Annotated in this window: 10 protein-coding genes; 9 read left to right on the top strand and 1 reads right to left on the bottom strand. The window is 51.0% G+C overall.

Going from position 1 to position 11712, the window contains the following annotated elements; all coding sequences use genetic code 11:
• Nucleotides 1-6: 6 nt before the first annotated feature.
• The 3 genes from ACFVVF_RS04840 to cyoD are packed head-to-tail and all read left to right on the top strand — an operon-like array spanning nucleotide 7 to nucleotide 2954.
• The gene (locus ACFVVF_RS04840) at nucleotides 7-1998 is read left to right on the top strand and encodes a cbb3-type cytochrome c oxidase subunit I (protein WP_387805895.1); all 1992 of its coding nucleotides are present in this window, start codon (nucleotides 7-9) and stop codon (nucleotides 1996-1998) included.
• Nucleotides 1998-2627, top strand: a complete 630-nt coding sequence (gene cyoC, locus ACFVVF_RS04835) for a cytochrome o ubiquinol oxidase subunit III (protein ID WP_387805893.1) — start codon at nucleotides 1998-2000, stop codon at nucleotides 2625-2627. The genes ACFVVF_RS04840 and cyoC overlap by 1 nt, the downstream gene beginning before the upstream one ends.
• Complete coding sequence (gene cyoD / locus ACFVVF_RS04830; protein ID WP_387805891.1) at nucleotides 2628-2954, top strand: cytochrome o ubiquinol oxidase subunit IV; 327 nt, start codon at nucleotides 2628-2630, stop codon at nucleotides 2952-2954.
• 72 nt (nucleotides 2955-3026) lie between these two features.
• Here the strand turns inward: cyoD and pdxR are convergent, their stop codons facing one another.
• The gene (pdxR, locus tag ACFVVF_RS04825; protein WP_387808835.1) at nucleotides 3027-4472 is read right to left on the bottom strand and encodes a MocR-like pyridoxine biosynthesis transcription factor PdxR; all 1446 of its coding nucleotides are present in this window, start codon (nucleotides 4470-4472) and stop codon (nucleotides 3027-3029) included.
• Between the two features lie 285 nt (nucleotides 4473-4757).
• On the opposite strand from pdxR, the gene ACFVVF_RS04820 reads away from it, so the two are divergent.
• The 6 genes from ACFVVF_RS04820 (at nucleotide 4758) to ACFVVF_RS04795 (ending at nucleotide 11686) form a co-directional block, all read left to right on the top strand.
• Nucleotides 4758-5714, top strand: coding sequence for a carbon-nitrogen hydrolase family protein (locus tag ACFVVF_RS04820; RefSeq protein ID WP_387805889.1), 957 nt, complete (start codon nucleotides 4758-4760; stop codon nucleotides 5712-5714).
• Between the two features lie 1305 nt (nucleotides 5715-7019).
• A complete protein-coding gene (locus tag ACFVVF_RS04815) occupies nucleotides 7020-7793 on the top strand; it encodes an SDR family NAD(P)-dependent oxidoreductase (protein ID WP_387805887.1) in 774 nt (257 codons plus the stop codon).
• Nucleotides 7794-7839: 46 nt separating this feature from the next.
• Nucleotides 7840-8754: a fumarylacetoacetate hydrolase family protein gene (locus ACFVVF_RS04810; RefSeq protein WP_387805885.1), complete on the top strand. Its 915-nt coding sequence runs from the start codon at nucleotides 7840-7842 to the stop codon at nucleotides 8752-8754.
• Nucleotides 8755-8770: 16 nt separating this feature from the next.
• The gene (locus ACFVVF_RS04805) at nucleotides 8771-9646 is read left to right on the top strand and encodes an NAD-dependent epimerase/dehydratase family protein (protein WP_387805883.1); all 876 of its coding nucleotides are present in this window, start codon (nucleotides 8771-8773) and stop codon (nucleotides 9644-9646) included.
• 51 nt (nucleotides 9647-9697) lie between these two features.
• Complete coding sequence (locus tag ACFVVF_RS04800; RefSeq protein ID WP_387805881.1) at nucleotides 9698-10879, top strand: extracellular solute-binding protein; 1182 nt, start codon at nucleotides 9698-9700, stop codon at nucleotides 10877-10879.
• 39 nt (nucleotides 10880-10918) lie between these two features.
• The gene (locus ACFVVF_RS04795) at nucleotides 10919-11686 is read left to right on the top strand and encodes an SDR family NAD(P)-dependent oxidoreductase (RefSeq protein WP_387805879.1); all 768 of its coding nucleotides are present in this window, start codon (nucleotides 10919-10921) and stop codon (nucleotides 11684-11686) included.
• Nucleotides 11687-11712: the final 26 nt, after the last annotated feature.

The raw sequence follows: 11712 nt of genomic DNA, 5'->3' as shown, positions 1-11712 counted from the left end.
ATTGCGATGTGGGAGCAAGTAAAAAGCTTTGCGTCCGAGTTTTTTGTAACGGGCGATCCACTGATTTATGGAGCTGACGTCAGCATTGGACTGACATTAATTGTAGTAATCGTCGGTATGACCTACTTCAAGAAATGGAACTGGCTATGGCGGGAGTGGCTGACTACCGTCGATCATAAAAAGATCGGAATCATGTACATTTTATCGGCATTCCTGATGTTGTTCCGCGGCGGGGTCGATGCGCTGCTGATGCGGACGCAGCTCGCTATGCCGGAGCTTAGTTTCTTGGAGCCGGATCATTATAACCAAATTTTTACGACGCATGGTGTCATTATGATTTTGTTTATGGCGATGCCGTTTATGTTCGGCTTGTTCAACGTCATGGTGCCGCTGCAAATCGGGGCCAGAGATGTGGCCTTTCCGTTTCTGAACTCGCTCAGCTTCTGGCTGTTTTTCGCCGGGGCGATGCTGTTCAATTTATCGTTTGTTATCGGCGGTTCGCCGGATGCAGGCTGGCTTGCTTACCCGCCGTATTCGGAATTGATGTACAATCCGGGCGTCGGGCAGGATTTTTATATTTGGGGCATTCAAATTTCAGGGATTGGCAGCTTGATGACCGGCATCAATTTCATCGTAACGATTCTGAAAATGCGTGCGCCGGGCATGAGACTGATGCGAATGCCGATGTTTCCATGGTCGGTTTTGTCCAGCTGTATTGCGATCATTTTTTCGTTTCCGATTTTGACGGCTACGCTGGCGTTGCTGTTTCTTGACCGTTATGCCGGAGCACATTTCTTTACGCTTGACGGCGGCGGCAACCCGATGATGTACATCAACTTAATCTGGATGTGGGGACATCCCGAGGTTTATATTATCGTTCTGCCAGCCTTCGGCATCTTTTCGGAAATCGTATCGACCTTTTCGAAAAAGAAGCTGTTCGGCTACAAGTCAATGGTATATGCCATGATGATCATCAGCGTGTTATCCTTTCTGGTCTGGGCGCATCATTTCTTCACAATGGGCTCAGGCGCAGATATCAATGCCTTCTTCGCCTTGACGACGATGCTGATCGCCATACCGACGGGTGTAAAAGTGTTCAACTGGCTGTTCACGATGTTCAGAGGAAAAATCACCTTCGAAACGCCAATGCTGTGGACGATTGGTTTTATCCCATGCTTCGTCACAGGCGGTCTGACCGGCGTGCTGCTGTCAGTCGCCCCGGCGGATTTCCAGTTCCATAACAGCTACTTCCTGATCGCCCATTTCCACCATGTTATTATCGGCGGTGTCGTATTCGGCTATTTCGCAGGCTTGTACTACTGGTGGCCGAAGCTGTTTGGCTTCAAGCTGAACGAGCGTATTGGCAAGTGGGCGTTCTGGTTTTGGAATATTGGCTTCTATCTGTGCTTCATGCCGCAATATGTGCTTGGCCTGATGGGCATGACGCGTCGCGTCGTCTCCTATAGCTGGGATAAAGGCTGGTGGGAGATGAATCTGGTGTCCACAATTGGCGCTGCTTTGATGGGGATTGCGTTTCTGTTCCAGGTTTGGCAAATCGCGCATGGCGTCAAGCATAGTGCAGCCAATCGCGATGTAACCGGCGATCCCTGGAACGGCAGAACGCTGGAATGGTCGATTCCTTCTCCGGCGCCGTATTATAACTTTGCAGTTTTGCCTAATGTCAGCAGTCAGGACGAGTGGTGGGAAGAGAAGCAGCGAATGAAGCAAGGCGGAGCCAAGGCTCAGTCTCAGCTGTATACAGGAAAGCTCGAACCGATTCATATGCCTAAAAATTCAGCCATCCCTATTCTGATGTCTGCTTGCTGCTTTGTGGCGGGCTTCGGATTTGTTTTCCACTGGTTATGGTTTGTCATTGCAGGCATCGCGGGTATTGCCTTCTGCATGCTCAAGCATTCATTCAATCATGATACGGATTATTATATTCCCGTTGAAGAGATTAAACGCTCTGAGGCGAGTATAGGCAGGTGGAATCAATAATGGCTTCAAACCACTCCGTGAAAACGGCGCTTAACGCCGGCATTCAGCATGAGGAGCACCATGATCATCCGGATATCGAGGAGATGCGCACCTTCGGCTTCTGGATTTACCTGATGACGGATGTCCTTATATTCGGTACCTTTTTCGCCGCATATATCGTTCTTCGCGGCAATACGAATGGCGGCCCGGGGCCATCCGAGCTGTTCGAGCTGAACGGCATCATCGTCAGCACATTTCTGCTGCTCGCCAGCAGTTATACTTGCGGACTGGCCGTATTGGCAATGAATAAGGGCCGGAAGCGGGCGCTGATAGGCTGGCTTGCTTTTACAGCGATGCTTGGTGCAGCCTTCATCGGCCTTGAGATTAATGAATTCGCGCATCTTGTAAATGAAGGCGCAACGATGGGAACGAGCGCGTTTCTATCTGCCTTTTACACGCTGGTCGGCACTCATGGCTTGCATGTCTGCATCGGATTAATCTGGATGGCTGCGGTCATTCGTCAATTGGCAAGCAAAGGGATTACGCCCGTTATGAAGCGCAAGGTTCATACGATCAGCTTGTTTTGGCATTTTCTTGATGTTGTCTGGATTTTTGTATTTACAGTCGTCTATCTCATGGGGGTGAGCTAAATGGTAGGCTTGGAATCGAATCACCGGTCAGAAGAGGCGCATGGCTCTGTGCGATCGTACACGATAGGGTTTGTATTTTCTATTGTCCTGACGGTCATTCCTATTGCAATCGTACGCAATGGCTGGCTGGAGGGGACGGCGAATGCGGTCATACTGATGGGAGCAGCAGTGCTTCAGCTAATTGTTCAGCTGCTGTTCTTCATGCATCTGCGTGAGGAGAAAAGTCCGCGATACAACTTGCTGTCATTAATATTTGGACTTGTCATTCTGCTTGTCGTTGTAGCCGGTTCGATGTGGATAATGATGTTCAACCAGGTGGCAGGCTAGGCATTACGTTAGAAAATAAAACAACCGCGAAAGCTTCGATCATTCGTTGAAGCTTTCGCGGTTGTTTTTGTTTTATTGGGCGGCATCCAGCAGGCTGCGCAAAGCTTCGGCAAACTTGGCAACACCAGGAGCGATCTCTTCGGCCCTAGCCCTCGCAAATGTAAAGCGGACATAGCCGGATTCCGAGCCATACACACTTCCCGGTACGAACACGACGCCCCTGCGGATCGCCTCGTCCAGCAGCTTGCCGTCATGAACCTCCGGCACCAGCTTGCACCACAAATGCAATCCACCTTGCGGCACGCTAAAAGTGATCAAGCCCGTAAGCTCTTTTCTCAGCGCTTCAATTAACAGGTCCCGCTTGAATTGAAGCTGCATCCGCAATCGGTTCAAGTGCGGCTCGAGGTATGCCGAATTCAGAAACTGGGCGGCTACCTGCTGCGGAATGACGCTTAATCCAAAGTCCATCTGCTGTCTGGCGTCAGCCAGCCTCTCCACAATGGCGTTCGGGGCAACCATCCAGCCGATTCTTAGACCGGAAGCAGCGACCTTGGAGAAGGAGCCGATGTATAAAATGGAACCAAGCGGGTCCATCGATTTGAGCGGCGGGGGAGGTGAACCCTCATAAGCTGTCAGACTAAAGGGATCGTCCTCAACGATTGGAAGCCCCAGCTCGCTGGCCGCACCGAGAAGCTGATTGCGCCGCTCCGTATTGGGAACACTTCCTGTCGGGTTCTGAAAATTCGGGTTCAAGAAAACCATTTTGATCCGGTGCTTTTTATACAAGGAACGAATATCCTCGGAGCGCGCTCCATATTGGTCAACCGGCAGACGGAAGAGCCGAAGTCCAGCCGATTGGAACAGAGGCAATGAATAGCAATAAGACGGATCTTCGATAGCGACGGCATCTCCCGGCGATAACAGGCATTGCGTAATTAAATAGAGGGACTGCTGGGAGCCCGACGTGATCAGAATGGAGGATTCCGTCGTTCGAATCCCTCTTTGCTGCTCCAGATGGGAGACAAGCGCTTCCCGCAGAGGCGTATAGCCTTGGGGATTGTCGTAGCCTAAGTACGAGGTATAGCGATGCTCGCCCATTAATGCTGTAATTTCCTCGATCGGGGCCAAATCTGCGGCTAATTCGCCGCTCGCCATATCGATGAGCGAGGGCTGCTGCGCCAGCGACTCACGGATTTTTCGCATAAAAGGCAAATTCGGCAGGAAGCTTCCGCCTTCCGCATAACGGCTCCAATTCGGTGTATGCTTGGGCGTAGCCTCCCATTTACTGGTGCTCACGCGTGTTCCGCTGCCTGTCCGGCTTTCGATAATGCCCATCGCTCTAAGCTCTGCGAAGGCTAGAATGACCGTGCTTCGGTTGACGCCTAGCTGCTCAGCAAGCTTCCGTTCGGAGGGAAGCAGACTGCCCGGCGGAAATTCGCCATATGAAATTCGCCGCTCCAGATGATCGGCGATCTGTTCGTAAATCGGTTTTTTAACCTTACGGTCGGGTTTCCACATCATTTCACCTCATTGATTGCTGCAGTTTTACAAGTTGCGAATGTTATCATACCACCGATAGCCAGCATGCAAGGAGCCGTATTGCATCCTTGCCTTGACAAATTGATTTCGAATCTATGAACATGGAGGGTCAATCTGGCCGAAAATCTGATGGTCGCAGGCTCCGCTCTCCCTTTATCCCTCAAATTGGATGGTTTTTATTCATCCAGTTTTGGATGGTTGTTTTTGGCGCTTATTCTTTTATGATCAAGTTAAGATTATACGAACAAAGCGAGGGATGCCAGGGTGAAAAATAAACAAATCCATGTAGCCGTAGTTCAATCTGCGCCTATCTTATTCAACAAACAATCTGCGATGGACAAAATCGCCAGCATGTCGAGGGAGGCAGCCGGACAAGGCGCGCAGCTGATCGTATTCCCGGAGGTTTTTCTGCCCGGCTATCCGCGAGGCTTAAGCTTTGGCGCCCGTGTCGGCAGCCGCACAATCGAGGGGAGAAAGGACTTCGAGCGTTATTGGGAAAGCGCCATTGAGGTGCCGGGAGCCGAAACCGACATTTTCGGAGAGCTGGCGAAGGAACTAGGCGTGTACCTCGTAATTGGCGTTGTAGAACGCGATCAGGAATACAGCACCGGCACGTTATACAACACGATGATCTATGTCGGGCCGGATGGCAGATTGCTGGGCAAGCATCGAAAGCTGGTTCCGACGGGTTCTGAGCGCCTTTTGTGGGGACAAGGTGACGGCAGTACACTGACCGTGATCGATACGCCTTTTGGACGAATCGGGGGACTGATTTGCTGGGAAAATTATATGCCTCTGGCTCGGACAGCCATGTACGCGCAAGGCATTGATCTGTACATCGCTCCGACTGCGGATGCCAGAGATACGTGGCAATCGACGATTCGCCACATTGCCTGCGAAGGCCGCTGCTTTGTCATTTCGTGCAACCAGTTTGCAACCAAGGCTTCATACCCGGATGATTTGGCATGTTACGCGGACATAGAGGGGGATGATGAAATATTGAGCCGCGGGGGAAGTACAATTGTGGGGCCGCTTGGCGACTATGTCGTTAAGCCGCTGTATGACCAGGAGGGTATCATGATGGCGACGCTTGATCTTTCGCATGTTGCGCAGAGCCGCTTCGACTTTGATGCTGTCGGGCATTACAGCCGGCCTGATGTTTTTCAGCTGGTTGTGAATGATCGAAAGCAGGAGATTGTGAGGAGGGCGACGGAGAGGTAGGGGGAGCTGCGCGTGCGCATCAGGGACTGCATCGCTGCGCGTTTTGACTCCAATGGCTACAAGTTCAGGGTCGCTGCGCGTTTTGGTTCATGCTGTCGTTCTTGATTCCATAACCCCATCGTTTACACGATGATATGGATAGAATCTGCAAAATGCCATCCTGAACTCAAAATGCTCCGCTCTCCATGCTTGTGCAAATGATGCAGCATTCCACACTCTCCAGAACAATATAAAGGGAGGGAGTGTCTCTCTTTGCAATAGGAGAAAAGGTAGCGGAGAAACTCGAAAATGCACGTTTATTTTGCTGAAACCATTGTGAAACCTATAACTGCCACTATTAATCCGTTCTCGTATAGATTACCATACAGATATTTTTAGCATTACCTTTCACGAAGGGGAAGCTAAGGTGTCAAAATGTAAAAGTGCAGGTTGTGAGGCCGAATATCGGCGATTTATCGCATCAAAATGCAAAAGTGCAGGTTGATTGACTCAAAAAGGGCCAAAACGGCGGAAATGGTTGATTTCAAATGCACTTTTACATTTTGAGGGGGATTTGAGGCGGTTTTGGGCTAAACAAAATGCACTTTTGCATTTTGTTTCATGTTGAGCATGAAGAGACTAGTATTTAGTTGGTGAGAGGTACGTAGAGGATGCATACTATGGCGGAATAGAGCAACAATGGAAATGTGGTCACTATCAAGACTACATTGTATAGGAGAAGCTTGGGGATGTTAGTGTGCATATATGCTGACTGAGGCTATATAGACCATCGTGTTCAATATAGGTGTAGAACAATGACTCCAAATTCAAAAAAACGCCAACTGGCGTTTTTTTTATTGCCATGAGTGCGTAAGAAACGATGTAAACGATAAAAATTACCGGACTAATCATCAAATAATTGGAGCGCCGGATAAATACGACTTTGAACGTTAGTGTTAAACTATTGTTGTCATTAACAAAATTACCGCTTCTAAAAATAGCGGACTATTTAGCAATATTTAAGAATGGATGGCGACAGCGGCTACAAACGCGAGATATGCGATGAAGCGACGTTGATCACATGCTCAAACATACGATTGAGCAACGTAGACTGCATATGCGGATAACGTGATTGATTAACGTAGGCGCATGTACGAATTGCAGGATTGCGTAATGCCAGCGTTGGTGGCGCGAACCGCGCGATTGCGGAAGGCTGATCACATGCTCGCACATGCTATTATGCAATGCCATCTGCATGCGCTACTCAAGCGACTGCGTGCCGCCAGAGCTTGCTTAATCATTCGATTGTGGAATGGAGGTTTTAGGATGAGGCTTCAAGGAAAGGTCGCGCTCGTTACCGGAGCCGGCTCCGGTATCGGACGAACGACAGCGGAGCTGTTCGCCCGGGAGGGAGCATCTGTCATCGTTAACGATATCGATGAGACAGCGGGTGATGAGACCGTCCAGCGGATTAACGCCGCAGGCGGGCAGGGAATATTCATCCACGCCGATGTAACGGATTCGGACTCGGTGAAGGGGATGGCGGAAAAAGCGATTGAGGCGTATGGCGTAATTGATGTGCTGTTCAACAATGCAGGCGTCAGCGGCGTGGGGGCTATTCACGAGCTGGAGCCGGAAGCATGGGATCGAGTTATTCGTGTGAACCTGCGTGGCGTGTTTCTGCCCTGCAAACACATCCTGCCTTATATGATGGAGAGGAAATCGGGCGCTATCATCAATATGTCTTCTTGCGTCGCGGAGATCGGACTTGCCCGCCGGGCATCGTATTCGGCCTCCAAGGGTGCCGTGCTTGCCTTGACCAAATCGATGCAGGTCGATTATGCGAAATACAATATTCGCGTTAATGCCCTGCTGCCTGGCACGATTATGACGCCGTTTGTTGAGCAATATCTGCAAAGCGCATATGAAGATCCGGTTGCCGCGATCGAAGCCATCAAAACGAGACAGCTCAGCGGGGAGCTGGGCAGACCAGAGGATGTGGCGAATGCGGCGCTGTTTCTGGCATCGGACGAGGCTTCGTTTATGATGGGCTCGCCGCTGTATATTGACGGGGGAGTCGTATTCGGCAAGGATGCTTAATAGCATGAATTAATTGAATATTCTAACGACAGGATGTGGACAAACAATGAAACTGGTAACGATTGAACGTAACGGAACAAACACGCTGGGGGTTAAGCATGATGACGGGATCGTCGATATCCAATCGGCGCTGCAATATTTGCCGGCAGATGGAGTATCTGCCGACGTAATGGACGTTATCGGCGGCGGGGCAGAAGCTTTATCCGCATTGCAAGACTATTTACAGCGTCTGCAGCAGACGAATGAAGGCAAAGCGGACTGGCTGTTGAACGAAGCGGACATTTCGTTTGGTCCAAGCGTAACGAAACCGGGGAAAATCATCTGCGTCGGTCTTAACTACCGGAAGCATGCGGCAGAGACCAATGCAGCCATCCCGGAATATCCGATTCTGTTCAATAAATTTAGCAATTCGCTGACCGGACACGGGAAGGATATCGCTTTGCCTGAACGCGTGACGAGCGAGGTTGACTACGAGGTGGAGCTAGTCATCGTCATGGGCAAATCCTGCAAGTATGCAAGCAAAGACGAGGCGCTGAGCCACGTGTTCGGCTATTGCAACGCCAACGACCTGTCGGCGAGAGACTTGCAGATGCGGACCCCGCAATGGCTGCTTGGCAAAACTTGCGACGGCTTTGGTCCAATCGGCCCTTACCTCGTTACAGCAGACGAAGTGCCCAACCCAAATGATCTGGAAATGAAATGTACGGTCAACGGGGAAGTGAGGCAGCACTCGAACACATCGGATATGATCTTCCATTGCGATGAGATCGTTAGCTACATTTCCCAGCACATGACGCTGGAGCCTGGCGATTTGATTTTGACCGGTACGCCTGAAGGTGTCGTGCTTGGTTATCCGGCAGACAAACGGGTTTACTTAAAATCTGGCGACGTCGTGACCGTGGAGATTGAACGTCTCGGAACGTTAACGAACCGCATGGTCAGCGAGCAGGAATTGGTGTAAGGGAGGCTGCAGCCGTATGCATATCCTCATTACTGGAGCATCAGGCTTCATTGGGCAAAGATTGATTGAGCGTCTGGGAGAAGCGCATGTCATCACGGTTATGAGCCGCAGCACAGTTGACGATATTGAACGCAGCCACATCCGGCAAATACTAGGTTCCTTCGATCAGGTGGAGACCTTGCAAAAGCTGGACGACAAAACGATAGATGCGGTTATTCACCTCGCTGCGGTCACTGGCGGCAGCAACGAAGAGGATGCGCTTTCGGTTAATGTAGCGGGTACCAGGAGGCTTTATCGGTATTTGCTGGACCGGGGCTGCCGAAAGTTTATAACAGCCAGTTCTATTGCGGCTGCAGGCGTACTCGACCCATCTTTCGTCCCAGTGGAGCTTCCTATTCCAGATGACCATCCGTGTCTCGCAACCGATGCGTACGGTTTAAGCAAGGCGATGGCAGAGGAACTGACTCGTTACTTTCATCGGGCGGAGCCAGAAACGGATTTCATCAATGTTAGATTGGGAGCTGTCATGCCTGATGAGAGCTTTGAGCTACCCATCATTGATACGGCAACAGAGCTTTCCGTTCCTTACGTAGAGCTTGGCAGAGTTTATGCGAGCGATGTCGTGGATGCGTTTGCACACATGCTGGAGACGCCATTTCAGTCCCGGTGCATCACTTGCAATCTCGTAGCTCCCGACACCGGCGCCTCTGTGCAGACCATCGAGCTGCTTCGCTCCTGGTACGGGGATAAAACGGACAATATTCATCTGGAACCCTACATGGGTAAAGAAAATGCCTATAGACCACTGTACTCGATGAATCGCTTGGAGTCTGAATTTGGCATCGTTCCGAAAAAAAGACTGAGGCCGTCAATTGATAGCGCCAAGGACTGAAAATAACGTCCCCGATATCGGATACGAATTCAAATCGGAAGGAGGAATAATATGACTGGCCAAACTTTACGAGTGGCCTTAATTGAAGGCCCTGCATACAATCCGCTTTATCATATTTTCGACAAATTCGAGAGGCATACGGGCATTCATGTAAGCGTTTCATTTCTGGGGGCGCATCCTGATCTCAACCGCCATGTGGGCGAATTATTCGATTCCGGCGAATGCGATTATGATTTGATATCGACGCATACGAAATATGCGCCGTCTCAAGCATCCCATCTGCTGGATCTGGATGATTACTTTTCCGCTGAGCAATTGAGTGATTTCTCTCCTTCGCTGATCGAGCTGGCCCGTGTACAAGGAAAGCTGAAAAGCATTCCCCGCAATTTCGATGCCCGGCTGCTTTTCTATCGGACAGATCAGCTTCAGCAATTGGGGTTAGATGTCCCGCAAACCTGGAAGGAGCTGTATGAAGCAGCTGCGGCAGCGAAAGGGCAGGGCTGGACTGGATTTGCTTATCCTGGTATGGAATCAGGCCTGTTCGGCACCTTCTTCGAGCTGCTTGTTAGCAGAGGAGGGGAGTTGTTCGACGAACGGCTTCAGCCGGCATTTGATAGCGAGGCAGGGAGAGAAGCGTTGCGCTATTTGAAACGGATATACGAACAGGGACTTACGCCGCAAAATCTGCCAAACATGCATTATGACGAGGTATCGCAGAGTTTCCGCGATGGCGGATGCATGATGGTGACGGATTGGCCCGGCTATTATCAACTGCTGCTTGATCCGTCGCGGCCGGCAGCCGGACGCTTCGGACTCGCGCTAACGCCTGCCGATGACAGCGGGAAACGATCCGTTTACTGCGGAAGCCATTCCTTTGCCGTAACGGCTTCGACGCAGAAGCCGGAGCAAGCGATCTCCTTATTGAAGTTTTTCACTTCCTATGAGGCTCAAAGTATCGATGCCCTTAATGGACATGTACCAGTTCGGGGATCGGTGATGGATGCGCAGAAAAAAAGCGCACCAGCCGGCTCGCTGGAAGCGCTGCGCTGGTCGCTGCTTGACGAGACGATGGCGACGAGCGTTATCATCCCGCCGAAATTTCCGGAATATCCGGAAACGGAGGATCTATTATGGAAAGCGCTGCAGGACGGCATAACCGGCAAGCTGTCCGTTGAAGATGCGCTTAAAGGCGCTGCCGCCGATATCGGCGGTATCGTCAGCCGATATGCGTAGCTGGTATATGAACACTGCAATTTGGAAGGACGGATCGGAATGCTAGTAGAAGGAAAAGTATGTCTCATTACCGGAGGCGGCTCCGGAATCGGAGAAGTGACAGCGCTGCGGTTTGCTGAAGAGGGTGCTATCGTCGTCATCGCCGACATCGACTCGGCGGAAGGCCAAAGAGTGGCGGAGGCCATAAAGATGGCTTACGGTGAGACGGCAGCCGTGGCATTCCCCGCAGACGTTTCATCCGAAAGCGATGTGCGCCGCTTGATCGAAGCGATTGCCAGCCAATACGGAAGACTGGATGTGCTTGTTAACAATGCGGCCACCATATTGCCGAAGTTGATTGAGGACGTCGAGGAGCGGGAATGGAGCAAAGTTATAGACGTCAATCTGAAAAGCGTCTTCTTATTGACCAAGCATTCACTTCCGCTGCTCAAGCAATCAAAGGGAAGCATCGTCAATATGGCCAGCTTGAACGGCTTGGTCGGGCAAAAGCAAAATGCAGTATACGCTTCGACAAAGGGAGCGATCGTTGCGATGACGAAGTCGCTGGCGCTGGATTATGCGCCTGATGGCGTAAGGGTCAATTGCATTTGTCCGGCAGGGGTATCCACACCACTCTTGGAGAAATGGACGGAGGAGCAGGATGACCCTGCCCGCACCCGCGTCATGCTGGACGATATGCATCCGCTTGGCAGACCGGCCAAGCCACATGAAATTGCGGATGCAGCGCTGTTCTTCGCAAGCCGCCTGTCGCAATTCGTAACCGGCGTCGCACTTCCCGTGGACGGCGGCGCTTCCTTAGGCTATTAAACCTAACCTAAGCCTGCTTTGCAAGC

It is taken from the genome of Paenibacillus sp. NPDC058174, assembly GCF_042883865.1.
GTDB lineage: Bacteria > Bacillota > Bacilli > Paenibacillales > Paenibacillaceae > Pristimantibacillus.
This window is presented reverse-complemented; position numbering and strand designations above follow the sequence as displayed.